The organism is Nostoc sp. 'Lobaria pulmonaria (5183) cyanobiont', from assembly GCF_002949795.1.
Taxonomy (GTDB): domain Bacteria; phylum Cyanobacteriota; class Cyanobacteriia; order Cyanobacteriales; family Nostocaceae; genus Nostoc.
Genome location: NZ_CP026692.1, coordinates 4,859,645 through 4,884,721 on the forward strand (window position 1 = coordinate 4,859,645; position 25,077 = coordinate 4,884,721).

Consider the following 25,077-nt stretch of genomic DNA (forward strand, 5'->3'; position numbering starts at 1 on the left):
CTCATCGGCGAGTATCAAAGACTCGTCAGCGAGTATTAAAGACTCATTCCCTATTCTCCATGCCCAATGCCCAATACTTCGGCTTACCTCGACTTCGCTCGGTACAAGTCGCTCAGTACAAGTGCCCAATGCCCAATGCCCTGTATTCTTCTAAACTTAATCTTTCTTTATAACCAGGGAAAGATGTACAAAAAGCTACTTGTGTGAAAAGTTAAGTATTAGAGGTGAAATTAATTTCTCACTTTTGCAAAGCTACCGAAGATTCCATGCAAAGCAATTTAATTATATTTCCTAACGCTGGGGCTGCGAAAAATAGCACGCAAACAGAAGAAAGAACAATTACCCAGTACGACCGTGCTGAGGAGCAATTTATAGAACTGCTAGCAATGGAGGATTTGGACAATCAACTGGATGTAAAACCTGCAAGAGCTAGTCAGTTTGAACAGACGCTCTCTATGGCAATTGGCGCTGCTTATGGAAACGATCGCTCTGATGAACAGGCTCACCGTTTTCTCCAGCGGATACTTTATCGAATTAATCGGCTAAAGCTGTTTTGGTACGACGATTTGCGGCATTATAACAATGAGCGATCGCCTTATTTGTACTCATGTCGCGACCAAATTGAAGCTGCTTGGCAACAGTGGGAATTGGCACAGATCGATGTGACTGCATTGCAACAATTGGATGTAAAACAAGCTTTAATTGAGCGTGCATCTGCCGATTTAAATCCACCATTGTCGGAGAATAGCCGCTACATTCGTGAGGAAATGACTGAAGCTGGCTATCGTCACTTGCTAGCGATCGGCTCCTTTGATGGTTTGGTTGAAGGTAGTCGTCTTTGCTACGTATTGGGTGGTGCTGCTAATGAAGTGCAGTGTACGTTGGTGCGAGTACTATTAGAAGAATACGGCAACGGTCGTTTATCCCGCAAGCACTCGACATTTTTTGCTCAAATGCTGGCTGAGTTTGGGATGAACACCGAACCAGAAGGATACTTCGATTTAGTGCCTTGGGAAGTCCTAGCTTGTGATAATCATAACTTTTTGACCACCGATCGCAAACGCTATTTCCTACGTTACAGTGGCGCATTGACATTTTTTGAGGTGGCTGGTCCTGCGGCTTACAAAAACTATCTGGCGGCGGCACAACGCTTGGGACTCTCAGAGGCGGCGATGGGTTATTGGGAACTACACATCAGGGAAGATGAACGCCACGGTCGTTGGATGTTAGATGATGTAGCTTTGCCTTTGGCAGAACGATATCCCAATGATGCATGGGAACTGGTGCTTGGGTATGACCAGGAAAAACTAATGGGCGATCGCGCCGCTGGTGCTGTTATGCGATCCATACGCGAAGCAGAATAAGCCGCTTTACTCGCTTTGTCAATCCAAAAAATTATAAATAGCAGGTTATTCTTAGCGTTTTAATTCGACATTATTTAAGTCATTTTATTGCTAATTCACCTGCCAATACATTTTTTAGCAACCCTTTGCTAAAAGAACAGTTTTTATTACCTGAATACAATACAGCAGATAACCTCATATTAAATCGATTATACCATACAGTTTGAAGTGCAGTCAAATGAAAGATATCTTTTTTTGCCCTGAAGAATCTAATTTCTACTCCAACTGCTTAGAAAGCTTTGTGATCAGAAATTGTCAAAATTCTGAATCTATTGTGGAGTTTGGTTCAGGAGATGGCAGCCCTGTAATTAATTCCTTATTGAGAAACAAGTTTGATGGAGTCATCCAGGGATTTGAATTAAATACTTCTGCATGGAAAGTCGCAAATTCAACCATTGATGAATACAATCTCACTAGTAAATACATCATCCATAATTCATCTTTGTTTAATTCTTCTCAACACGATGCTGAGTATCTTGTAGCCAATCCACCCTATCTTCCCGCACCAGATAACGATATTTATATGCCACTATTATTTGGGGGTGTAGATGGAGCCACAGTGACCAATGAGCTTTTATCGTTAGGTTATGAAAATGTGTTGGTTTTAATATCTAGCTTTTCTAATCCAACAAGCACGTTGAACTTAGCAAAACAAAATGGTTATTATGTTCAAAACTTCATGGTGTTACCTTTGCAGTTTGGCTACTATAGCTCCGATCCCAAGGTAAAGAAGCACATCGAAAAACTCCAAAAAAATCAGATGGCATTTTATTCTGGTAATTATTATTTTTTAGCTGGAGTTTTATTTAAAAAATGCCAGGAGTCTGTAATTGATTTATCTAATCAATTAGCTCAGGTGATGACTAGTTTGTGAAAATCGAGAACAACTTAGCAGTGATGTCATCCCTTGCCTAAAGTACGATGTGTCTCTAAGCGCAGCCTAGAGACATATCTCAAATATTTTCAACTAGCATTTGTTATTGCATTAACTTGTTTGTTGTATGGCTGCATTGCTAGAGTAAGGTTTGCGCTTGAACGTTGCAAATAAAATTACAACAGCACCAAACGACAAAATAGGAACACCTGAAGTTGGTTCAGCTACAGAGACAGATGAGGTTGGCGTCAAGAGGAAGGCGTGTAATTCACCATTAACTGCACCACGACCGACAATTTGTCCATTATTATTAATGGCAGATGCTGCTGTCAAGGTAAAGCCAGCCTCTGAACCAGGAGCAATCAGGTCATTTAAGTCGTAGAGAGTGTTATCACTATAAAGAAAAGCCCGTAAACCATTGCCATCTGCGGCAAAAAAGTTATTGTTAGTGCCAGAAAACCCGACTACTTGACCCAAATTATTGATCCCCAAACCAGTACTAAACAAATCTGTAGGACGTAACCTACCGAGGTCTTGGAGTCCCGTACTGGAACTGTACAGAAAAGCACGAGTATCATTTACGCCAGTGAGTCCCGAACTACCAACTACTTGTCCTAAGTCATTAATATCGTTTGCTTGACTGTATTTGTCATCAGGGAGGGTACCGAGATTAGTGATTATACCGTTGTCGGATAAAAAGGCTCGGCCGGAAGAACCGAAAATGCCAACTACCTGACTTAGATTATTTATGCCATAGGCAACATAATTTTCATTTAAGTTACTGTTAATAATAGTCGTCGTACCATTGTTGTATTGGAAAGCGGCTCCGAAGGGAAAGGCAAGTTTTGGGAATATACCGCCACCATTTGTACCGCCAACTACCTCACCTGAGTCATTGATAGCATAAGGAATGCCTTTAAGACCAGTATTTTGCGTTGTTCCACCACTGTAAATAAAGACGTTATTATCACTGTCGGTCTTACCGATGGAATTACCAACTACTTGCCCCAAGTTATTGATACCAGTCACTGCAAGTACATTATCGCCAGGCAACGGACTAATTTTTTTGAGCGAACCATTACTGTAAAAAAAAGAACTGTCCAAAGAATTAATCGCTACTTCACCTGAGTCATTAATGTCTGTAGCGTAACTGTAGGCTTCTCCTGTAAGACTGCCTAAGTCAGTAACTGAGTACAGAGATGCCGCCAATGCCGACTTGGATGCAGTAAGACTGATTGCAGTCAAGGTTATTGCTGTTATATAGGATTTCCACTTAAGTAGAACCATGTTACTTTTCTATGATTTTTTATTCCTTTACCAAATTACCACTGAACAGTAGAGGCGTGAACTGCTGTATCTGGGTAGTCGCTAAATACGCCATCAACACCTAAGTTGAAAAATAGTTCATATTCACCTTGAGGATTTCCTTGAAAATCCAGTGGCAAAAAACAGTCTTCATTGCGGAAAGTCCAGGCATGAACTAGCAAACCAGCCGCATGAGCATCGATGACTAAAGATGTAGGCGATGTCTGGCGACAAGCCGCTTTGCGTCTACGCAATTTACCATTGTTGTCTCTAGGAACCAGTAAATTTTTATGAATCCCAATCGCCTGTGCATATTCAGCAATTTCTGCTAAACCTGATGCTGTGACTAAATCTGTATAGGTGCGTTCGCAGCCACTAATGACAAAATCATAAGGTTTACCACTGTTATTCAGCAATTGCACCAGAGGTAAATCAGTCTTTGTAGATAAATCTTGTAAATTACCCACTTCAAAAGACTGAATGAAAACAGGTGTGTTAGCTCCCTGATAACCGTTAGCTGTTAAAGTTGCAAGTAGGGGTGCTTCTAGGGCTAACCCAATAGATTGAAAGTAAGTTGGGTGCTTCGTTTCTGGGTAAATGCCAATCGCCCGATTAATTTCGCCACTTTTAACCTTGACTAAATCGATGATTTCTTGCAGCGTGGGAATTTCTAAGAGTCCATCATAGGCGGTATTTTGCGATCGCAGTTGGGGAATTCGCTCTTTAGCTCGTAGTGTTTTCAGTTCTTTTAGGGTAAAGTCTTCAGTAAACCAGCCAGTTTTTGATTCGCCATCAATTATTTTAGTGGTTTGAAGATGAGCAAATTCTGCATGGCTTGTAACGTTGGTAGTTTCAGAAATCTCATTTTCGTGACGAGCAATTAAAACGGCGTCTTTGGTAGAAACTAAATCAGGTTCAATATAATCAGCCCCAAGTGCGATCGCTAACTCATAAGCAGCTAGAGTATGTTCGGGACGATAGCCGCTAGCACCCCGGTGTGCAATGATAATTGGAGATGTATCTTGCAAAGTTGTAGTCATTACTTTACCCACCTAGACAGAAGAAAGCTATCCGTAGTATGTCGTAGAGAAGCAGTGCGCGATCAGGATTTGATGCTGTAGCCACTTACATCAACTAGTAAATATACTTGACCAACCAGTTTGTCAACCGTATTGAGTTAATGATATTGCGTTAATATGTACTAAAGGTAGATAAATCCAGATCCAATAGATTAATCTAGATTCAGAAAAACTCACAATTCAATACAGTTTAGTTTTTTATCGAAACCAGAAAACAAGTATTTTTAGTCTTGCGATCGCTACTCAACCTACAATTATTTTTCACTTCACTCAGGGTAAGTCAAGACAAATAAAACTGTCTAAAGAGAGTTGTAATTTTTTCTTGGTAAGAGTTTAAATAGTCTTTATCTTGAATAATATAGTTATGTTTATTTTTACTGAATTACTTGTTGGCTGATAGTTGAATTATTCAACAAATATTAAATTAATCAAATCTGCCATACTAATACCACTAAACCGATAAAGTTTTGGGACTATTTAAAAAACTAATTGTTCAACAATAAGTATTGCTATTAAATAATAAATCTGTCATATTTAAGAGTCTCATTATTCCCTATTTACGCAAGTAAATTCAGAAACCAAATCGGTTTTCTATATAATTAATTTTTTCATTGTTCTTTAACAGCAACTTAGTTACACCATGAATAGTCTACAATCTGCTACACCTCCAAAACTTGATAGTTGTAATAACCAAGTTATCCTCGATTACTTTGAGAATGCTTGGCAACTGGAAGAGATATTATTGAAGAGTCTAGTTGGGGAAGAGACATTTTATCTCAATCCCGATCCTTTGAGAAATCCTTTAATTTTTTATCTAGGACATTCGGCGATTTTCTACATCAACAAATTAATTCAGGTAGGATTATTAGAAAAACGCCTCAATCCAGAGTATGAAATTTTGTTTGAAATTGGAGTAGATCCAGAAAAACCAGAAGAGTTAAATGAAGCGATCGCTCATTTGGAATGGCCGCAAGTTTCACAAACTTGGGAGTATCGAGAACAAGCATATTCTGTAATTTCTGAACTAATTAAGACAACCCCAATTACTCTACCAATTCATCCCAATCATCCTCTTTGGGCTTTAATGATGGGGATTGAACACCAACGTATTCACATTGAAACTTCTTCGATGTTAATTCGCCAACTGCCTATTGAGAGAGTGAAACGTCCTCAAAATTGGCAATATGCCCCTTTTAATGGTTACACTTCTGAGAACGAAATGATAGAAGTTGCTGGTGGGGTAGCAAAACTCGGTAAAGCCTTAAATGATTCAACTTATGGATGGGATATTGATTATGGCGATCGCACTGTTGAAGTTGCACCCTTTTTTGCCAGTAAATATCTGATTACTAATGCCGATTTTATCTATTTTGTTAAGGCTGGTGGCTACGAAAATCAAGAGTATTGGGATGAAGAATCTTGGAATTGGAAAACTCGATACAATATTCAATGTCCCAAATTTTGGTTACATGAAAATGGTAGCTACAAATATCGAGCCATGTTTGATGAAATCGACTTACCCCTAGATTGGCCTGTGGAAGTCAATCATTATGAAGCTATGGCTTATTGTCGTTGGCAAGGGAAAGATACTCGCTTAATGAGTGAACCAGAGTACCATTTAGCAACTTATAGTAATAGTTTATTAGATGATGTCGAAAATTATAATCTCAATTTAAAATTTGGCTCCCCTAGTCCTGTTGGGATGTTAGAAACAGCCAAAAGTTCTTCGGGATTGTATGATTTACGTGGGAATGTTTGGGAATGGTTGAGTAATAACCTAAACCCTTTTGCAGGATATCAACCTCATTTTCTTTATGAAGATAATTCTGCTATCTTTTTTGATGATAAACATCAAATGATGTTAGGAGGATGTTGGATAACTAATGGTACAGAAGCTTTAAAATATTACCGCAACTGGTTCCGTCCAAATTTTTATCAGCACGCTGGTTTTCGGATTGTTCAAGATATCAAAGATTAACAGAATATGCCTCAGTCACATCCTATAAGGTTACAGAGATGCAAAAAATTTTGAATTTCTGTTTTGAGATCGAATTTTATCTGAAGATCGCTATTAGTTGTACGATTGTTCAGCAGGTATTTTATTTGCTGTTAAATAATATCAAGATCGACTTTATAACGCAGGTGCTGTTGTATTGGCTCCTTGGTTCTATTTCATTTTATAGTATTGGCATTCTCATTGAAAAAGGAATCAAAAGTAACGATGTTTTAAGAGATAAGCTGACTGCAAGGGTCAAGAAAGTCAAAAATCAAGAATTTCCTTCCTTTACTATCAAAGGCATTATAACAGGAGAAATTAAAGCTTTTCTATTAGCACTCATAACTCTATATCTAGCTCCAGAGGTTCATAGAGGAAATAGCTTACTCTTAAACCTTGAATGGTTCTTGATGAGAATAGTTGCTGCTGATTTCTGTTTTTATATTGCTCATCGGTTCTTGCACACAAGATTCTTGCAGAAAATCCATCTTAAACATCATGAGTTTCGTGACTCATCAAGTTTTGTTGCTGGACACAAGAGTTTGGTTGAATATATTATTGTTGCGATCGCTGACGTTTTGCCTATTTTTATATTTGGATATGACATCACTCAACTATGTGCATGGAGCATTATAGGCAATGCTTACAACTTAGAAGGTCATAGTTCTTTGTCAATATTTTTCATTCCATCAGATTTTCACGATCTTCATCATACTTGCTTTCATGGAAACTATGGCATTCAGGGATTCTGGGATAGAATATTCAACACACTAAATCCTCCTACTAAGAAGCCGGGAATTATGTTTCCTGTGAGTTCGATCGAGTATACACTTATTAAGTCATCTATTAGTAAGGACACAGAAAAAATATAATTCAACTAAAAAAATTATCATATTATAGCTTTTCCTAATTATACAAGTTACATCATAGTTCCCTCTTCGCTTGCGGTGAGGGAGTTCTTGTACCTGCTTCAACTACAACTAATTGGCAAAGACTATTAACTGGACTTTAGACTAAAAAAGAGCGATCGTCAGGCACGCTACCGACAGCCATTAGGGTATCATCTACTTGTTCTGTCAGTTGTCGCAGTCCAATCAAAACTTCGGTGAGGTTAGCAGCTAGTTGATAATCCGGCACAAATTCATCTAAATCAAAACTGGCTGGTAAAATGTCTCGGTTAGATTGGGCAGCAATCAGGCTATTGTTGACAAAAGCTAGTCTTTTATCGCCCATCTTAAATAAGTTGGTCGTTCTTCTGCACTGAGGGTAACAAGAAAAGGCAACTTTGCTTGGATAGTCGCAATCGACCAGGCTGAGATATTAAAAGACATCGGGAAATTTTAGATTTCAGATTTTGAATTAGTCATTAGTCATTGGTTATTTTTCCCCATTCCCTTGAATTTGCAACTCGAACCAGATCGCCATCTTTGAGATAACCTGCACCATCAACTACAACGCGATCGCCTAACTGTAACCCACTCTTGATTTCCACTGTGTCGTTATTACCAGGATCTCCTAACTCGACTTTCTGGCTGCTGGCCGTATTTTCACCCGATAAGATGAATACAATTACACTTGCGTCAGCTTGGGACTGCACTGCTTTTTGTGGCACTACCATTCTCATCCCTGAGTCAGTAGTAATTGCAGCACTAGCAAACATTCCTGGTTTTAGTAAAGTTGTTGGTGGCAAGTCAATTTTCACTGTCGCCTCACGTCTTTGCTCGTTGATCTGTGGTTGTATATCCCTGACTCGTCCCTGCGATCGCACCCGCCGATCGGCATCAGAAGTAACTTGCACTGATGCGCCAATTTTCACCTGAGTTAGTTGAGTTTCGGGCACCTTCGCCTGAAGTTCTAGCTTTTCATCTCGGATAATCGAAAATAGCTTTTGTGTGCCACCAATCACCGTTCCCACCTGGGTTTGCGGCGGTACACCAGTGACATCACCGACTCTAACCAGCTTCTCGGCGATTACTCCCGAAACCGGCGCACGTACCACCGTTTGTCCCAACTGAGTTTGCAGTTGTTGTACCTTGGCAGCACTGCTCTTGACATCGGCTTTGGCTTTGTTGACGATCGCTTGGGCGTTATTAATATTGGCTTGGGCACTGCCGATATTAGCCTGAGCGCTACGTATATTTTCTTGGGACAGGTTCACAACTTCTATGGCAGTTTTTACAGCGTAAGAACGAGTATCAAGTTCTTGTTTGCTAATCGTCCCAGAGTCAGCAAGTTGTTGATAGCGCTGATAATTCTTAGCTGCTTCCTCTAACCTCGCCTTAGCTTGAGCTAAATCAGCTTGTTTTTGCGGGACTATTGCTCTATTTGATGCCAAATCTGCCTGCTTGGATGCCAAATCGGCTTGTTTGGATGCCACATCTGCTTGTTTCGATTCCACATCTGCTTTTGCTTGGCTAATTTGGCTTTGCAGTATGGAACCATCTAACAGCGCCAACACTTGACCTTGTTTGACAAAAGCTCCTTCTTTGACATTTCCTGGGATGCTTTTAATTTGTAAACCGTTTGTTTGCGGTAGCACCGGAATTAAATCACTTGCGGCTACAGTCCCAGTAGTTTTGAGTGTACGGACAACATGGGCGGTTTCGACTGTGGCGATGGTGACTGTCATCGCTGGGTTAACTTTTTTATCCGTTACCGCACTTTGTTGACGGGATGGAAAACGATTTAATACACTCATCCCAACCAAGGCGATCGCAATTCCTAAACCAGTACCCAAGAATAATGGCTTCAACCACCCCCTCGTTTGTTTTTGATCTGATTTGCTCAAAAAATTCCTATCTTCAGAGGTTATAGCTTCTTCCACCTCAACTTCTGAAAGACTTTCATCGCTCACAGTTTCACCTCTACTTTCTGTCTATGCATACCAAATCTTGGTATTTTCTTAAGAAAACTTGAAGTTTATTTACTTCGATATCAACTATGACGCATTTCATCGTAAATGTCTTTTATCTGCAATAGTATATAATACAACTTTAGCTATCAGAGAAATTACTAACAAAAAATGATAATAAATTTTATGTAGATTATGGTAAAAAAATTTTCTCATCTTATAGAGCTACTCTATGTCACACACCATCTGTATTTAGATCACTGTCAACCAATGCTTAGATATGAAAAACTGATATAGTTCATCTAGATTTATCTAACTAGAATCGAAAGTATTTATGTACCTTGGTACACCAGTAAATTATTTTTTATACATAATCAATCATTTCTCTAAAGCCTTTGGTTGTCAGGAAGCCGTGTATCCAGACATGGATAAAGCTAGCGTCTACAGCTACACGTGAGTTACAAAGGAATTCCAGCAAGGGTAGCCTTGATTATGGAATTTTGAAATCAATCAAATCAATAAAAAATTGATATTTACCAGAGTAAGCAGATATGTTCAATGCCACTGAAATTTTAATTGATGCCTTCGTAAATGAAATTCGAGACGGCTATCGCCGCACTTATGGCTGCTTTAAAAATGATTATCAGGACATTATCGCCTGGGCAGGTAACATGGCTTTGGAAAACATTGCCAATAGCGATGCCCTTTATCACAATGTTGAACACACAGTCTTAGTCACCCTGGTGGGACAAGAAATTTTACGTGGCAAACACATCAGGGAAGGCGGTGTTTCTAGTGAAGACTGGTTGCATTGTATTATTTCTTTAGTCAGTCATGATATTGGTTATGTTAAGGGAGTTTGCCGACAAGACCGAGAAACAGCAAACTTATATGCCACAGGTAAAAATGGCAAAATGATTTCTGTGGCTGCTGGCGCTTCTGATGCCAGTCTCACACCGTATCATGTTGATAGAGCCAAGCTATTTATTGATGAGCGTTTTGGAGGTCACAAGTTAATAGATGCTGAGGCAATTAAGAGCAATATTGAATTGACTCGATTTCCCGTACCTGCGGCTGAGGATCATCAAGATACAAAGTGCTTTGCAGGATTAGTGCGTGCTGCTGATTTGATAGGTCAATTAAGCGACCCGCGTTACCTGAAGAAAATTACTTCTTTATTTTACGAATTTGAAGAAACTGGTGTAAATAAAGTTTTGGGCTATAAAACTCCTGCCGATTTGCGTAACAACTACGCTAAGTTTTACTGGAATGGCGTCTATCCTTATATCCAAGAAGGACTGCATTACCTATCATTGACACAACAGGGAAAACAAATTCTCGCTAATCTCTACTCAAACGTATTTGTTGTGGAACATGAAAAACAACAGGAAGAACAGCAGCGGTATTTAGAGAAGTTAGCAGTTAAGAGTTAGGAACGCGATTAACCCTTGTCTGTACAGGAGTTGGGAGTTGAAAATTATTAATCATGAGTTATGAATTAAGATAAAAGCTTAATAACTCATAACTCCTAATTTATAACTCCTAACTACTATGGATTGGTGGCGACGACTTAAGAAAAATCCTTTGGCACGCTTTGGGGCAATTTTGCTGTTAATTTTCTATATAGGAGTAATTGCAGCTGATTTCGTAGCTCCTTATGACCCCTATGCTTCACAGCCTAATGGTTCACTCCTGCCACCAACTAAGATACACTGGGTTTCTCAATCAGGGCAGTTTACCGGACCTTATGTTTATCCGACGACTCAGGGAGATACGAATTTAGATACAGGCGATCGCGAACTCATTGTAGACTCGACAAAGCCTTCACCCTTGCGTCTATTTGTCTCCGGGCCAGAATATCGATTGTTGCAGATGAGTTTGCCACTACCGCCGAAGTGGGATGAAGTCACAATCTTTGGTGGTATTCCCTTAAATTGGCATTTATTTGGCACAACAACTGGCGCAAAAATCAATATTTTGGGCACTGATGACCAAGGCCGCGACCAATTTAGTCGCCTCCTACATGGCGGTCGCATCAGTATGTTTATTGGGATTTTTGGAATTATCATTACCTATCCCCTCGGTTTGCTTATCGGGGGAATTTCCGGCTATTTGGGTGGTGTAACTGATAGTATCATTATGCGCTTGGCAGAAGTGCTAATGACTTTCCCTAGTATTTATCTTTTGGTGACTTTGGGCGCAGTCTTACCACCTGGCTTAAGCAGTACCCAGCGCTTTTTGCTGATTGTGGTGATTACTTCGGTTATTAGCTGGGCTGGTTTAGCACGGGTAATTCGGGGACAGGTACTATCAATTAAAGAGCGAGAATTTGTCCAAGCAGCGCGTGCGATGGGCGGGAACCCAATTTATATCATCCTCCGTCACGTTTTGCCACAAACGGCTAGTTATGTCGTTATCTCCGCTACCCTTGCAATTCCCAGCTTTATTGGCGCAGAGGCAATACTAAGTCTCATCGGTTTAGGAATTCAACAACCAGACCCTTCTTGGGGCAATATGCTTTCTCTGGCTAGCAATGCTTCAATTTTGGTACTGCAACCTTGGTTAATTTGGCCGCCGGCTGTGCTGATTATTCTCACAGTATTGGCATTCAACTTACTTGGTGATGGGCTAAGAGATGCACTTGACCCGCGCAGTTTAAGAAGATAAGCCCTCAATAATAGTAAATGGTGTCGCCGAAATGGCAAATGCGATCGCTGATATAACAAATGCTGTCGCCGAAATAGCAAATGCTGTCACTGAAATAGCAAATGCGATCGCCGAAATAACAAATGCGAACGCTGAAATAACAAATGCGAACGCCGAAGTAGCAAATGTATTCGCTGAAGTAACAAATGCGAGCGCTGATATAACAAATGCTGTCGCCGAAATAGCAAATGCTTAGGCGTAGCCAGCTGTAGGTATCGCTCAAATAAAAATGGCAGTCTTAGTACAATACGCTTGGGTTAGGGACTTCCAAGGAATAAATTACTCAACAAAAACCAAAAGTCCAAATTTTAATCATAATGATAATCATTATGATAGGGGAAGAGGCGGTTGCCGTCGGCAACCGTCTCTTCCCCGCTCAATTATCAATGAAAAACTGCTAGTCTTAAAGAATATACTGCTGTTTTTCTTTATATTACGAGTAGCTAGCGAGGATCAAATTTTAAATATGGCTTTTGAGCAAATCGAAGCATTTTTAAAGAAAATGCAGTCTGAACCTGAACTTAAAAACGAGGTGCTCGCAGCACCAACCGCAGATGATATTGCGCGAATAGCACTAAAGCTTGGTTTTGAATTTTCAGGTGATGAATTATTGAGAATGTCAGGTAAGAAAGTTGGCAGCATTACTGTTAGAAAAACTGATCTTCCTGGAGAGTACAACTAGGGGTCACGCGAGAATTTTTGAAGAAGGCAGAAGGCAGAAGGCAGAGGGCAGAGGGCAGAAGGAACAATTGAATGGGGATTCAGACCCCAACCAATTGTCGGCGCCGTGTAGACGGCGGGGCTTTAAACCCTTGTTCCCTTTGGTCACGGGCAGAGGGCTGGAAGCAGTATTCCCTTCTGCCTCCTGCCCTCTGCCTTTCTTCGGTAAAAAATCGTACGCTAAGGGATCTAATCCCCAATCAAAGCACCATGATTATTGGTATTACCCTTCTTTACACACTGCACGAAAGCCAATGTTTCCGATGATGCTGGCTTGCTGGAGATGTTGAGGGAAAACATCAGCTATTTCCGGTCAAAACCAATGAACATTCCTAAAATTACCATCCTACTCGACCAGGGTTAGGGACTTCCAAAGAATAAATTAATCAACAAAAACCAAGAAATTACGCTCAAACAATAATGATAATCATTGTAAGAGGGGGAGAAAGCAACCGTTTTCTCCCCCTCTTAAATATCCATGAGAAGCTTTGCACTTTGTAGTAAATGTCAAGTGCATGATAATAATTAGTATTGAATATTTTTACAACTTCAAGCTTTTAGAAAAATTGACTCCTCTTACGTTATCCCACCATAGATATCAATAAACCACTTACCTAAATTGGGGAATTTTTCATGCGTAGAATTGGTGAGACGCTCGATTTGCTTTTCAATTTCATCCATAGCTTTTTTAGTAAGTTTAACTCCGCTTTCGTAAGCTTGAGTTACTAACTTGACAACAGGATGCTTCCCTTTCCATGTCATATTTTGAGCAAAGTTTAAAGCTGTCTCTACTTCATCCAAAATACTACCATTCCAAGATTTTTCTAATATGCCCCATGTTCGCTCGATGGGATTATATTTACTGTGATATGGGGGATAGTAAGCTAAACGTATATTCAGTTGGTTAGATTGAGCGAATTCTACTATACGTTTCATGAACTGGGTGCGCCGAGAATGATTTTCTCCACCATTATCTTGATTAATAAGAAGTGTTTTTATATCTGGGAATCGCCAACTCTCGCTTTTCCAAAAATCAGCTAAGGGACTTGCAAGGAATAAAATCACCAAACACAAAAATGATAATCATTATGATGAGCGGGGGAAGGAGAAGCAGCCGCAGGCTGCTTCTCCTTCCCTCTTTTTGTAGTAAATTCAATTTGGAGGGAAATTTTTGTGTGGAGAGAAGTGTTGATAGAATTAACTGATTCAGTCAAAAAAGTGTTTCAGGAAACAGCAAGCCAACTTCAGGGTGCAGCAAGGCGGCGCTTTCAAGCACAAATTGTGATGGAGTTGGGTTACGGAGGGCATATTAATCGAGAAGTTTAGCTATAGTAATGAGCAGTTACCGACCGAAGAAACAATTCGCGTCAAATTGAATTATTTAGGTTATCGGCTCAAACGGGTAGCAAAAGTTCTACCTCAAAAAAAATCCCAGAAACTGATGCAATCTTTGAGGAACTCGCAATAATTAATCAATCAGCTTTAGACGACAAGAGTATTTTACGTCTCAGTCTTGATGCCAAAGCTCGTGTCAATATTGGTTCGTTTGACCGAGGAGGTAGAAATCGAATTCCAACCAAAACTAAAGACCACGATTTTGACCCCAAAACAACCCTAGCTCCCTATGGGATCTTTCTTCCAAACCTAGATAAACTATTTTTATACTTTACAGAATCTCAGGTAACAAGTGATTTTATTGTAGATGTATTAGCTGATTTTTGGAAAAGCGAGAGTTGGCGATTCCCAGATATAAAAACACTTCTTATTAATCAAGATAATGGTGGAGAAAATCATTCTCGGCGCACCCAGTTCATGAAACGTATAGTAGAATTCGCTCAATCTAACCAACTGAATATACGTTTAGCTTACTATCCCCCATATCACAGTAAATATAATCCCATCGAGCGAACATGGGGCATATTAGAAAAATCTTGGAATGGTAGTATTTTGGATGAAGTAGAGACAGCTTTAAACTTTGCTCAGAATATGACATGGAAAGGACAGCATCCCGTTGTCAAGTTAGTAACTCAAACTTACGAAAAGGGAGTTAAGCTTACTAAAAAAGCTATGGATGCAATCGAACCAAATATCGAACGTCTCACCAAGTCTACACATGAAAAATTTCCCAATCTCGGTAAGTGGTTTATTGATATTTGTTGTGGACTCAGTTAATTCAAACCGAGATTTCTAAAAATTTAAGGCTACCAAAATTATCAATACTAATTATGATTATGCATCTGAAATTTGCTACAGAGTGCAAAGTTTTTCATTGATAATTGAGCGGGGAAGAGGCGGTTGCCGACGGCAACCGCCTCTTCCCCTATCATAATGATTATCATTATGATTAAAATTTGGACTTTTGGTTTTTGTTGAGTAATTTATTCCTTGGAAGTCCCTTAAGAAGAATAGCTTTGTTGGGTTGAGCATAAGCCTTACCAAATGTTGGGTTCCCCTCCGGGAAGCTGCCCACATGGCTGTCTACGTTCCTCAAACGCCACTTGCTTAGTTGTCGGCACGCAAGGGCGCAGTGGCTCCCCAACCTACGCCAGTTTTAGTTTTTAGCCTTAACACCAAGCGTATTGGTTTGAGCGAACGATAGGCAGTGCCCACTCTACTTGAATTGCTCGGAGTTTGCGAAGATAGGTTTGTAAAACTAGGTACAATATCACTTAACTAGCAACTTGCTAAATAGTTAGGTAGCATAGATTATGAGCTTTTATAATATTGCTGTCAGTGTTTTTTTGGCTTACAGTCCCATTGGTTCATTAGCGTTAGACACTACCGTAGTATTACCAGTGGTAAGTAATATTTTTCAACTGTCTTCTGAAAAATATGAACCGATAGAAGCAACAAAAAAGTTTAAGCCAGTTAAACAACTCAAACCAAATGAAACTAATTCTCCACAGTTTCAGACTATAGAACCTGATAGTCAAAAATTAACACAGTGTTTGAGAAGGCTAAGAGATTCTAGAGCACGTCAGAGCAGCGGTGTTAGTGGTAGTGCAGTCCAGTCAAATAACCTTGGTGCCTCTAATGCTATCGTTGGTTTAGGTTCAGGAACTGGCATTGGTCCCGATCAACCTGGAAACCGTTCAACAGTAGCGACAGCGCCAACACCCCCAAAAATCAACACTTCAGGTAATGGTCGTGCAGCTTGCCAAGAAGGTGGATGCCGTAGTAAGTATCCAGAGTCAGCAAGAGGAAGACGCATAGAAGGCAGAGTAGAAATGGCGGTAGATACTGATGCTCAAGGCAATGTCACCAATGTGCGCCTTATTCGCTCTAGTGGAAACCGCAACTTGGATGAAGAAGTTTTGAGACAAGCACGTAACTCGAAATTAAAACCCGCATCTGGTGGCAGACAAGGAGTGTTAGTACCAAGTGAATATGCCATAGCGGATTCATGACGTCACCTTCAATCAGAAGAACGTAGGCGTAGGGGTAGTAGTCAAACAGAAAACTGAACTAGCCCAAATTGGGAGAAGTAGGGTAAATCAAAATAAGATTTTTTAATAGCGAATTCGGATATCTACATAAGCATTTAAAATATCAATCAAAATGCTGGCACTCAAAATAATCGCACCAAAAAATACCAGCACTCCCTGGACTATCGGATAATCGCGATCGCTAATGGCTTGATATAATCGATTTGACTCAAGTGCCACAAGCGATTAAAAAGCCTGAGCAAGTTAAACAACTAAAATCAGCTGAAACGAATTCTCCGCAATCTCAGAGTGTAAAATCTCCCAGTAAAAAATTGATTCAGTGTTTGAGGAGGCTCAGAGATTCTCAAACAAGCTAAAGTAGCAGTGCTAGAATGACCTTAATTTGTTACCAATGCTTTGAATCAAGCTTTTGTGCATTGAGTGTGTATTCTCCAACCAGAAACTAAACGGAGTAGTAGTTCTATGGTCTACAGCGAGTTTAGTTTAGCTAAAGCAAAACAAGAGTTTAGTTTAACCACATTAGAAAAACGCGATATTTTCGCTACTGCTCCTGAATTAACAGCGAGTAATTTACTTGTAGAAACACTCAATTATAATCTGGATATTGCTTTAGGTAGTAATAGTGGAAAAGCTCGTTCTGAGTTGATTATTGCTCCAATTTTAGTTGACTTGCGCCGACAATTACACGAAAAAATTGGTTTATTTTCTGGAGTAGATTTCACTGTCGATAATAGCAAAGGATTAAATGGCACTTGCGATTTTATTATTACTAAATCTCCAGAAATTCTAATTTTGACAGCACCAGTAATTACAGTTGTAGAAGCTAAAAAAGAAAATATTAATGGGGGTTTGGGTCAGTGTGCAGCAGAAATGGTAGCAGCCCAAATTTTTAATGAGCAAGCTGCAACTGAGATTAAAACAATTTACGGCGCAGTCACAACGGGCAGTATTTGGCAATTCCTCAAATTACAACAACAAACATTGACCATTGATTTAAGCGAATATTATCTCAAAGATGTGAATAAAATTCTTGGTATTTTAGCCAGTGGTATTTCTCAAGAAGGTTAATAAAATGTCCAACAGCTTAATATCGAATTCGCGGATCTACATAAGCATTTAAAATATCAATTAAAATGCTTGCACTCACAACGATCGCACCAAAAAATACTAGCACTCCCTGGACTGTGGGATAATCGCGATCGGCGATCGCTTGATACAATCGATTTGCTAACCCAGGCCAAGAAAATGTTACCTCTGTCAAAATCGCCCCACCCAACAGAGACGCAAAGGTTAATCCCAAGACTGTAATCACTGGAATTAAAGCATTTTTTAAAGCGTGAGAGGCTAAAATCTTATTTTCACCAATACCTCTAGCTCTAGCCGCTTCTACATAATCTGCTTGCAAGGTTTGCTTTAAATTCACCCGCACAATTCGCTCAAAAATTCCACTGAGCAAAATTCCTAGCGTGAGACTTGGTAGAGCAAGATGGTGCAAAGATGCGAAAAACTGGGTGAAATTTCCACCGAGTAGGCTATCAATTGTATACAATCCAGTCACAGGAGTGGGAGCCGGCAGATTGGGCGGAAAGCGATTGGAATTAGGAAACCAACCGAGTTGGACTGAGAAAATCAACTGCAAAAGCATTCCCGCCCAAAACATTGGAAGTGCGTAGGTGATGATCCCAAATAAGCGCCCCCCGACATCAAAATATGTCCCAGGACGAGAAGCCGAAAGAGTCCCAACCGCAATTCCGACAATGAGTGCAACCGCCATACTACATACTGCTAACTCCACCGTCGCCGGGAAATATTGCCCAATTATGTCCCAAACATTCTGTCCGCGACTCATTAAAGAGGTTCCCAAGTCAAAGTGCAGTATGCTTCCCAAATAATTTAGGTACTGTAGCCACAAAGGAAGGTTTAAACCAAGTTGTTTTCGCAATTCTTCTTTAGCTGCTTCTGGCGCACGTCCACCGAGAATTGCATCTGCTGGATCTCCTGGTGTTGCTCTTAGTAAGAGAAATACAATGGTGATGATCGTTAATAGCTGAAGTGGCGCAAGAAGCAACCGAGAAACAATGTAATATTGTAAAGCTTTAGAACGGGACATAAACAATTTAAAGTTTAAAATTAAAAATGCACTTTTGGGAACTATTTTAGCTATCAATTAGATATACATTAAACATGAAATATTTTATTGAATAGTCAAAAGCCAATGGTCAACAGTTATTACTAATGACTAATGACTAATGACTAATGACTACTGTTTAAGTGTCTGGTAAACCAAAATTTGGGTAGGGTTAAGTTTTACGCCACTAACACCTTTTTGGGCAAATACATAGTCTTTGTTTTGCCATAAAGGAACATAAGGTACATCAGTAGTTACTTGCGTTTGAATTTCTGTAAAAATTTTCTGACGCGCTTCGGGGTTTTGTTCTTTGCGTTGCCCATCAATCAGTTTATTTATAGCTTCGTTATAGTAGAACGAACCCTGAGTTTGACTGCCTCCATCTTCGCATCCTTTAGCAACTGAACCTTTGTCACAAGACAAAAATGGCTGGACGTAATTATCTGGATCTAAAAAGTCTGGATACCAATCAAGTAAAGCTGCCGGATACAAACCCTTGGCAATGTCTTTAAAGAAGGCGGGCCCTTCCGCTTGGGTAACTTCAAATTGCAGTATTCCATCCATTTTGACATCCACAAGGGATTTGAGTGTCTGGGCTGCCAAACTACGAGTAGGTGAACTAGAAGGATACCAAACTTGCACTTTTGCGGGATTTTCTTTGGAGAAACCAGCAGTAGTTAATAATTTTTTAGCTTGATCGAAGTTAGCATCGCCATATTTATCTTTGAATAATGGCACAGAAACTTTAAACGTTGTGGGAATCATGCTATAAAGCGGATCTGCTTGACCAAGTAAGACTCGCTCATTTAAAAGTGGACGGTCAATTATGGAGGCGATCGCTTGTCTTACCTCTAATTTATCTAAAGGCTTTTGATTCCGGTTTAATACCAAATAACTTACTACACTACCTTCAGCCGCGATCGCTTGCCAATCCCCTTTTTTACCACCTTCTTCCAAGCTGCGATTTTGATCTGGCTGTAGCGACAGATAAGCTACATCCACTGCACCTGTACGGAAAGCATTAAACAAATTAACCGGACTAGTTTGAATTTGGAGATTAACACCCTTGTTAGCTGGTTTTTCTCCCCAATATTTATCAAACAGATCAAATCGGATGGAATCAGTACCATACTGTCCTAATTTATAAGGGCCAGTTCCCACAAAAATATTCGGCTTGAATCTACCAGCGCCGACTTCATAAGCTTTTGGTGAAACGGCACACACTCCAGGAAATGCCAACAGTGAGGGAAAAGCTGCAAAGGACTTTTTCAGCTTGATTGTCAACTCATACTCGCTTGTAGGTTTTATTGAATCTACTAGATCAGCTAGTAAGAATGAGGGTTTTCCTTTATTTTCAATAAAGCGCTGGATGGTAAAAGCCATTGCTTGAGCGTTGAAGGGAGTCCCATCATGAAAAACTACTCCCTGACGTAAGGGGATGGTATAAGTTAAGCCATCTTGACTGACTTTAGGTAATGCTGTAGCTAGTTGGGGCTTAATTTCGGTGCTTCCTGATTCGTAGTTGTAGAGGCGATCGCTCATATTAAACACCAAACCTAAAGATGCTAACTCATAAGCATCAGCCGGATCGAGGGTTCTTGGCTTGGCTGTTGTACCGATAGTAATACGTCCATCACCTGTAGCGGTATTTACAGAACCTGATGGTGGCGTAGTTGACTGTGGACGAGGAGCACAACTAACAACCAAAAATAAACATAAATAGAACAAAGATAGGAATTGTGTAATCCGACCCCACCGTTTCACGAACAAGGAAAACCAGGTCATAGCAATAATATATTTCATATCAGCGGTCAGCAATCTTACTACATTTGTGACTCTTGTGCTGAATCTTCACAATTTATAGTAGTTCTTGTTTCGATGGAACGCGGGCTTTGGTTGGCAAAGCCTAAAGCTAAGTAGTTAGACGTAAAAGTATAACTGGTACAGCTAAATGATAGAGAATTCGACTTGACATTATGACTCCGTAGCCGTCTAAATCAAAAAATTGTGGCGGATACTCAACTTCATAATTAAGTTTCTTGCGACTGTGCAATGTCTACGACAGGCTACGCCTACGCACTATTTTGTTACAAAAAATCATTGAGAAAATACATAATTTGAAATTTTTCAATTTAATACTTGTTAAGTACTGAAAAGTTTTTATTTAATTAAAATTTTCAACATTGGCTAAAATTGTCGTAAATTCCTAGTTAATAAGAAAATTAGGTCTTGTTAAGCTTTGACCTTAGCCCAAGTAATGTACGTTGAAATTTTACCTATTGCTGCTTGGGCACAGACACCGATGATAAAGCGTTTTATCGTCAAGATCGGCTGTATTTTCAAAAAGAAGAGTGTTTGAACATCAGCGACTAAAGCGATCGCGATATCGTTAACAGCAGATTGAAAGTCTAATAGTGAGACTAAGACCGTGAAGTATTTCTTTCTATCTGAGGGATGGGCAGTTGCAAGAGTCTGGGCATCTGATGGACTTTGGCAAATAACTGCATGGCGACGCCAACCAGATATTCAGCGAATGAATATTTGTTTAGTCGAAGAAAATGAATTGCTCTGGCTTTATCGAGTAGAAGAAGCCGTTTTAACCGTGGAAGTCAAGCCAACAACACCAGTAATTGCCAGTCAGACCATCGGTCAAGTAGTACTCAAGCGTCTGATGAGCGCCGAACAAGTAATCGAACGCCTAAGTACAGCTGAGGCGAAGTGTCAACTGCAAAATATCCAGTTGGTGGTTCAGTAAAGATTGGGCATGGGGCACAAGAGGCAGAGGTGCAAAGGGGCAGAGGGGATAAAACTTACTACAACTTCTCTGCTCCCCTGCTCCCCTTCTCCCCACTCATCGTAAAGAAAAGATAAGCAAATTTAATCCTCGACGGGTATTGGTAGCGAAAAAACTTGGATATGCTACGCGATTGCATCAATTTACACGCTTGCAAACAATTCCATCAATAGTTACACTTTTTAAAACATTCTCATTTTTGCTTGGCGATGGCTACCCTACATAGGTAAACCTCCCGAAGCGAGTAAGCATTGCCAAAGCACCCACGTTGTCTGATTTATTAAGACTAAGCTGTGGTAAAACTATGGCTCTGGCAATAACAAAAAAACAAGAGAGTTTTCTGAGTGGCGATTTTCGTCTCTTAGAAGCTCAGTAAGAAAATTGCTTTGTAAACTAACTTATCGAGGAGGAGCGTAGTCAATGGGACTACCCTGGTACCGAGTACATACAGTCGTTCTGAATGATCCAGGGCGACTGATTTCTGTACACTTAATGCACACAGCCTTAGTCGCAGGCTGGGCTGGTTCGATGGCACTCTACGAACTGGCTGTTTTTGACCCTAGCGATGCAGTTCTCAATCCGATGTGGCGTCAAGGAATGTTCGTCTTGCCGTTCATGTCACGTTTGGGCGTTACTCAATCTTGGGGTGGTTGGAACGTTACTGGTGGCCCATCAAGCGATCCTGGCTTCTGGTCATTTGAAGGCGTTGCTGCCGCTCATATCGTTCTTTCCGGTCTGCTATTTCTAGCCGCCGTATGGCACTGGGTTTACTGGGATTTGGAACTTTTTAGAGATCCCCGCACTGGTGAACCGGCTCTCGACTTGCCAAAAATGTTTGGCATTCACCTGTTCTTATCTGGTCTACTTTGTTTTGGATTTGGTGCTTTTCACGTCACCGGACTATTTGGGCCGGGGATATGGGTTTCTGACGCTTATGGTGTAACTGGTGCGGCCCAGGCAGTAGCACCAGAATGGGGCCCAGATGGTTTTAACCCCTATAACCCTGGTGGCATTGCGGCTCACCACATTGCCGCTGGTGTTGTTGGTATTATTGCAGGCTTATTCCACCTGACAGTTAGACCCCCCGAACGGCTCTACAAAGCCCTACGGATGGGGAACATTGAAACAGTACTTTCTAGCAGTATTGCAGCAGTCTTCTTTGCTGCTTTCGTCGTTGCTGGTACTATGTGGTACGGTAATGCCGCCACTCCCATCGAATTGTTTGGCCCCACCCGCTATCAATGGGATCAGAACTACTTCCGTCAAGAAATTCAGCGCCGCGTCCAAACAAACGTTGCCCAAGGTGTAAACCTTGAGCAAGCTTGGTCGCAGATTCCTGAAAAATTGGCTTTCTATGATTATGTCGGTAATAGCCCCGCGAAAGGTGGTCTATTCCGTACAGGGCCAATGGTGAAAGGTGATGGCATTGCCCAATCTTGGCAAGGTCACGCCGTATTCAAAGATTCTGAAGGACGGGAATTGACCGTGCGTCGTCTCCCCAACTTCTTTGAAACCTTCCCAGTAATTTTGACTGATGCCGATGGAATTGTCCGCGCTGACATTCCCTTCCGTCGGGCAGAATCTAAATATAGCTTCGAGCAATCTGGTGTCACCGTTAGTTTCTACGGTGGCAATCTGAATGGTCAGACCTTTACAGAACCAGCTGATGTGAAGAAGTACGCCCGTAAGGCTCAAGGCGGTGAAATCTTTGAATTTGACCGAGAAACCTTGAACTCTGATGGTGTTTTCCGCACCAGTCCTAGAGGTTGGTTTACCTTTGGACACGCTGTATTTGCTCTGCTGTTCTTCTTTGGTCATCTCTGGCATGGCGCTCGGACAATCTACCGAGACGTATTTGCTGGTGTTGACGCGGATCTTGAAGAGCAAGTTGAGTGGGGTCTGTTTCAGAAAGTGGGTGATAAGTCAACCCGCCGCAACGAAGCCCTTTAATTTCAGTGCTGAGTTCTGAGTGCTAAGTTCTGAGTTAAACTCTGACTCAGCACTCAAGTGATTCAGTACTCAAAACTTTAATTACTGGCTGGATAGAGAGGAAATCGTAATATGGAAAGCGTTGCGTACATCTTGATTTTTACTCTGTGTATAGGTACTCTCTTTTTTGCGATCGCATTTCGCGAACCCCCTCGCTTTGAGAAACCAAAAGATAAGTAGATCCTATTCCCAGACTTTTAAGCGGATTTAATCTTAATATCCGTTGCTACTAAGCATAGTGGCAACGGATATTATTATGTTTGTCCTTTGTTGGTTTTCATTACTAAGTAAATAACAAATCATTTTTATATTGTGATATAATTTCCAATCTTGGGAGTAGATATGTGTTAATACTAGCTTTTCTGCGCTAGGATGAAAAAGGATGTTTTGTGTAAGCTGCCATAGAATTGCTTACATAACGCATCGAGCTTGTCGCACCACCTTTACGGAGACTAGAACCAGGAACAAATCAGCATGGTCAATCAGAATTTAACCGCTACAGAAATTGGATTCACTCACGAAGATTTCGCTGCTCTACTTGACAAATACGATTATCATTTTAGCCCTGGCGATGTTGTGCCAGGAACAGTTTTCAGTATAGAGCCGCGCGGCGCTCTGATTGACATTGGTGCTAAAACCGCAGCATATATACCCATACAAGAAATGTCTATTAACCGGGTGGATAGCCCGGAAGAAGTATTACAGTCAAACGAAACGCGCGAATTTTTCATCCTTACTGATGAAAATGAAGATGGTCAATTAACCCTTTCCATTCGCCGTATTGAATATATGCGGGCTTGGGAACGCGTGCGACAGTTGCAAGCCGAAGATGCTACTGTGCGTTCTGGCGTGTTTGCAACCAATCGCGGTGGAGCATTGGTGCGGATTGAGGGATTACGTGGCTTTATCCCAGGTTCCCACATCAGTACCCGCAAACCTAAAGAAGAATTGGTAGGCGAGGATCTGCCGTTAAAATTCTTAGAGGTGGACGAAGAACGTAATCGCCTCGTTCTATCTCATCGTCGGGCGTTGGTTGAGCGCAAGATGAACCGCCTAGAAGTCGGCGAAGTAGTAATTGGTACTGTTCGTGGGATAAAGCCCTACGGTGCTTTCATCGACATTGGCGGCGTCAGTGGTCTACTGCATATTTCTGAGATTTCTCACGAACATATTGATACACCTCATAGCGTGTTCAATGTCAATGATGAAGTTAAAGTTATGATCATTGACTTGGATGCAGAAAGGGGTCGCATTTCCCTATCTACAAAGCAGCTAGAACCCGAACCCGGCGACATGATTAAAAACCGGGATTTGGTCTACGATAAGGCAGAAGAAATGGCTGCTAAGTATCGCGAACAGCTATTAGCCAAGCAGCAAGGTGCTACTGCTGCGGCTGCACCTGCGGAAGTTGTTGCAGAAGAAGATATTCCACCAGCAGCAGAACTTGAAGAAGATGTTCCACCAGCAACGGAACTTGAAGAAGATATTCCACCAGCAGCAGAACTTGAAGAAGATGTTCCACCAGCAGCAGAACTTGAAGAAGATATTCCACCAGCAGCAGAACTTGAAGAAGATATTCCAGTAGTTGCGGCAATTGAAACAGAGATTCCAGCAGCGACTGAAACTGAAGAGGAAATTCCAGCAGCTATTGAAGAGTAATAGATTTTTTATAGTTTTACTTGTCTTTAAGTAAGAGTATCAAATCATTTTATAAAGAGGGTTTTTCCCTCTTTTTTTATATGGAGAATCGGTAAAAGTGAAGAGTTGGGAGTATTTATAAATTAAA

19 protein-coding genes and 4 pseudogenes are annotated in these 25,077 nt (G+C 40.8%); 15 read left to right on the plus strand and 8 right to left on the minus strand.

What is annotated here, in order from left to right:
- Positions 1-266: 266 nt before the first annotated feature.
- Entirely contained in the window at positions 267-1,364 is a 1,098-nt protein-coding gene (locus NLP_RS21395; RefSeq protein ID WP_104909964.1) for an iron-containing redox enzyme family protein, read from the plus strand.
- A gap of 217 nt (positions 1,365-1,581) precedes the next feature.
- The gene (locus NLP_RS21400; RefSeq protein WP_104908136.1) at positions 1,582-2,277 is read left to right on the plus strand and encodes an SAM-dependent methyltransferase; all 696 of its coding nucleotides are present in this window, start codon (positions 1,582-1,584) and stop codon (positions 2,275-2,277) included.
- A 111-nt stretch (positions 2,278-2,388) separates the two neighbouring features.
- On the opposite strand, the gene NLP_RS21405 is transcribed toward NLP_RS21400, so the two are convergent.
- Together NLP_RS21405 and NLP_RS21410 are read right to left on the minus strand one after the other, a co-directional pair.
- Positions 2,389-3,522, minus strand: a complete 1,134-nt coding sequence (locus NLP_RS21405; RefSeq protein WP_158680486.1) for a DUF3466 family protein — start codon at positions 3,520-3,522, stop codon at positions 2,389-2,391.
- Between the two features lie 77 nt (positions 3,523-3,599).
- Positions 3,600-4,622, minus strand: coding sequence for a glycerophosphodiester phosphodiesterase (locus tag NLP_RS21410; RefSeq protein ID WP_104908138.1), 1,023 nt, complete (start codon positions 4,620-4,622; stop codon positions 3,600-3,602).
- Positions 4,623-5,301: 679 nt separating this feature from the next.
- On the opposite strand from NLP_RS21410, the gene ovoA reads away from it, so the two are divergent.
- Positions 5,302-6,639: a 5-histidylcysteine sulfoxide synthase gene (ovoA, locus tag NLP_RS21415; protein WP_104908139.1), complete on the plus strand. Its 1,338-nt coding sequence runs from the start codon at positions 5,302-5,304 to the stop codon at positions 6,637-6,639.
- 38 nt (positions 6,640-6,677) lie between these two features.
- The gene (locus NLP_RS21420) at positions 6,678-7,529 is read left to right on the plus strand and encodes a sterol desaturase family protein (RefSeq protein WP_104908140.1); all 852 of its coding nucleotides are present in this window, start codon (positions 6,678-6,680) and stop codon (positions 7,527-7,529) included.
- A gap of 166 nt (positions 7,530-7,695) precedes the next feature.
- On the opposite strand, the pseudogene NLP_RS21425 reads toward NLP_RS21420, so the two are convergent.
- Positions 7,696-7,988 (minus strand): annotated as a pseudogene (locus tag NLP_RS21425) (hypothetical protein); the annotation flags it as partial.
- 35 nt (positions 7,989-8,023) lie between these two features.
- Positions 8,024-9,511, minus strand: a complete 1,488-nt coding sequence (locus NLP_RS21430; RefSeq protein WP_104908141.1) for an efflux RND transporter periplasmic adaptor subunit — start codon at positions 9,509-9,511, stop codon at positions 8,024-8,026.
- Between the two features lie 548 nt (positions 9,512-10,059).
- On the opposite strand from NLP_RS21430, the gene NLP_RS21435 reads away from it, so the two are divergent.
- The 4 genes from NLP_RS21435 (at position 10,060) to NLP_RS34280 (ending at position 12,896) form a co-directional block, all read left to right on the plus strand.
- Positions 10,060-10,941 (plus strand): Npun_R2479 family HD domain-containing metalloprotein, encoded by an 882-nt coding sequence (locus NLP_RS21435; RefSeq protein WP_104908142.1) that lies wholly within the window; start codon positions 10,060-10,062, stop codon positions 10,939-10,941.
- Positions 10,942-11,059: 118 nt separating this feature from the next.
- Positions 11,060-12,175, plus strand: a complete 1,116-nt coding sequence (locus NLP_RS21440; RefSeq protein ID WP_104908143.1) for an ABC transporter permease — start codon at positions 11,060-11,062, stop codon at positions 12,173-12,175.
- Positions 12,176-12,206: 31 nt separating this feature from the next.
- The gene (locus tag NLP_RS33410; RefSeq protein ID WP_158680487.1) at positions 12,207-12,410 is read left to right on the plus strand and encodes a hypothetical protein; all 204 of its coding nucleotides are present in this window, start codon (positions 12,207-12,209) and stop codon (positions 12,408-12,410) included.
- A 33-nt stretch (positions 12,411-12,443) separates the two neighbouring features.
- On the plus strand, positions 12,444-12,896 hold the full coding sequence (locus NLP_RS34280; protein ID WP_199784666.1) for a Nif11-like leader peptide family natural product precursor: 453 nt from the start codon (positions 12,444-12,446) through the stop codon (positions 12,894-12,896).
- A gap of 614 nt (positions 12,897-13,510) precedes the next feature.
- On the opposite strand, the pseudogene NLP_RS21460 reads toward NLP_RS34280, so the two are convergent.
- Positions 13,511-13,975, minus strand: a pseudogene (locus NLP_RS21460) (ISAzo13-like element transposase-related protein); the annotation flags it as partial.
- 150 nt (positions 13,976-14,125) lie between these two features.
- On the opposite strand from NLP_RS21460, the pseudogene NLP_RS21465 reads away from it, so the two are divergent.
- Both NLP_RS21465 and NLP_RS21470 read left to right on the plus strand, forming a co-directional pair.
- Positions 14,126-15,106, plus strand: a pseudogene (locus tag NLP_RS21465) (ISAzo13 family transposase).
- Between the two features lie 536 nt (positions 15,107-15,642).
- A complete protein-coding gene (locus NLP_RS21470; RefSeq protein ID WP_104908145.1) occupies positions 15,643-16,341 on the plus strand; it encodes an energy transducer TonB in 699 nt (232 codons plus the stop codon).
- A 102-nt stretch (positions 16,342-16,443) separates the two neighbouring features.
- Here NLP_RS21470 and NLP_RS21475 read toward each other — a convergent pair.
- Positions 16,444-16,587 (minus strand): annotated as a pseudogene (locus tag NLP_RS21475) (ABC transporter permease); the annotation flags it as partial.
- 255 nt (positions 16,588-16,842) lie between these two features.
- Between NLP_RS21475 and NLP_RS21480 the strand changes: the two are divergent.
- Positions 16,843-17,448 (plus strand): hypothetical protein, encoded by a 606-nt coding sequence (locus NLP_RS21480; RefSeq protein WP_104908146.1) that lies wholly within the window; start codon positions 16,843-16,845, stop codon positions 17,446-17,448.
- A gap of 16 nt (positions 17,449-17,464) precedes the next feature.
- On the opposite strand, the gene NLP_RS21485 is transcribed toward NLP_RS21480, so the two are convergent.
- Both NLP_RS21485 and NLP_RS21490 read right to left on the minus strand, forming a co-directional pair.
- Complete coding sequence (locus NLP_RS21485) at positions 17,465-18,490, minus strand: ABC transporter permease (protein WP_104909966.1); 1,026 nt, start codon at positions 18,488-18,490, stop codon at positions 17,465-17,467.
- Positions 18,491-18,640: 150 nt separating this feature from the next.
- Positions 18,641-20,293 carry an ABC transporter substrate-binding protein gene (locus NLP_RS21490; protein WP_104909967.1) on the minus strand — a complete coding sequence of 551 codons (1,653 nt, stop codon included), beginning with the start codon at positions 20,291-20,293 and terminating at the stop codon, positions 18,641-18,643.
- A 643-nt stretch (positions 20,294-20,936) separates the two neighbouring features.
- Between NLP_RS21490 and NLP_RS21495 the strand changes: the two genes are divergently transcribed.
- The 4 genes from NLP_RS21495 to NLP_RS21510 all read left to right on the plus strand — a co-directional run bounded on the left by NLP_RS21495 (position 20,937) and on the right by NLP_RS21510 (position 24,950).
- Positions 20,937-21,263: a hypothetical protein gene (locus NLP_RS21495; protein WP_104908147.1), complete on the plus strand. Its 327-nt coding sequence runs from the start codon at positions 20,937-20,939 to the stop codon at positions 21,261-21,263.
- 459 nt (positions 21,264-21,722) lie between these two features.
- Positions 21,723-23,252, plus strand: a complete 1,530-nt coding sequence (gene psbB, locus NLP_RS21500; RefSeq protein WP_104908148.1) for a photosystem II chlorophyll-binding protein CP47 — start codon at positions 21,723-21,725, stop codon at positions 23,250-23,252.
- Positions 23,253-23,363: 111 nt separating this feature from the next.
- The gene (locus tag NLP_RS21505; RefSeq protein WP_084227385.1) at positions 23,364-23,471 is read left to right on the plus strand and encodes a photosystem II reaction center protein T; all 108 of its coding nucleotides are present in this window, start codon (positions 23,364-23,366) and stop codon (positions 23,469-23,471) included.
- A 294-nt stretch (positions 23,472-23,765) separates the two neighbouring features.
- Positions 23,766-24,950 (plus strand): 30S ribosomal protein S1, encoded by a 1,185-nt coding sequence (locus NLP_RS21510; RefSeq protein ID WP_104908149.1) that lies wholly within the window; start codon positions 23,766-23,768, stop codon positions 24,948-24,950.
- Positions 24,951-25,077: the final 127 nt, after the last annotated feature.

Bases quoted from the DNA above. Each gene is read 5' to 3' on its own strand.
- NLP_RS21510 (WP_104908149.1), top strand. From the start codon at position 23,766: ATGGTCAATCAGAATTTAACCGCTACAGAAATTGGATTCACTCACGAA.
- NLP_RS21435 (WP_104908142.1), top strand. From the start codon at position 10,060: ATGTTCAATGCCACTGAAATTTTAATTGATGCCTTCGTAAATGAAATT.
- NLP_RS21440 (WP_104908143.1), top strand. From the start codon at position 11,060: ATGGATTGGTGGCGACGACTTAAGAAAAATCCTTTGGCACGCTTTGGG.
- NLP_RS21505 (WP_084227385.1), top strand. From the start codon at position 23,364: ATGGAAAGCGTTGCGTACATCTTGATTTTTACTCTGTGTATAGGTACT.
- NLP_RS33410 (WP_158680487.1), top strand. From the start codon at position 12,207: ATGGCAAATGCGATCGCTGATATAACAAATGCTGTCGCCGAAATAGCA.
- NLP_RS21400 (WP_104908136.1), top strand. From the start codon at position 1,582: ATGAAAGATATCTTTTTTTGCCCTGAAGAATCTAATTTCTACTCCAAC.
- NLP_RS21420 (WP_104908140.1), top strand. From the start codon at position 6,678: ATGCAAAAAATTTTGAATTTCTGTTTTGAGATCGAATTTTATCTGAAG.
- NLP_RS21480 (WP_104908146.1), top strand. From the start codon at position 16,843: ATGGTCTACAGCGAGTTTAGTTTAGCTAAAGCAAAACAAGAGTTTAGT.
- NLP_RS34280 (WP_199784666.1), top strand. From the start codon at position 12,444: ATGGCAGTCTTAGTACAATACGCTTGGGTTAGGGACTTCCAAGGAATA.
- NLP_RS21395 (WP_104909964.1), top strand. From the start codon at position 267: ATGCAAAGCAATTTAATTATATTTCCTAACGCTGGGGCTGCGAAAAAT.
- psbB (WP_104908148.1), top strand. From the start codon at position 21,723: ATGGGACTACCCTGGTACCGAGTACATACAGTCGTTCTGAATGATCCA.
- ovoA (WP_104908139.1), top strand. From the start codon at position 5,302: ATGAATAGTCTACAATCTGCTACACCTCCAAAACTTGATAGTTGTAAT.
- NLP_RS21410 (WP_104908138.1), bottom strand. From the start codon at position 4,622: ATGACTACAACTTTGCAAGATACATCTCCAATTATCATTGCACACCGG.
- NLP_RS21470 (WP_104908145.1), top strand. From the start codon at position 15,643: ATGAGCTTTTATAATATTGCTGTCAGTGTTTTTTTGGCTTACAGTCCC.
- NLP_RS21490 (WP_104909967.1), bottom strand. From the start codon at position 20,293: ATGACCTGGTTTTCCTTGTTCGTGAAACGGTGGGGTCGGATTACACAA.
- NLP_RS21485 (WP_104909966.1), bottom strand. From the start codon at position 18,490: ATGTCCCGTTCTAAAGCTTTACAATATTACATTGTTTCTCGGTTGCTT.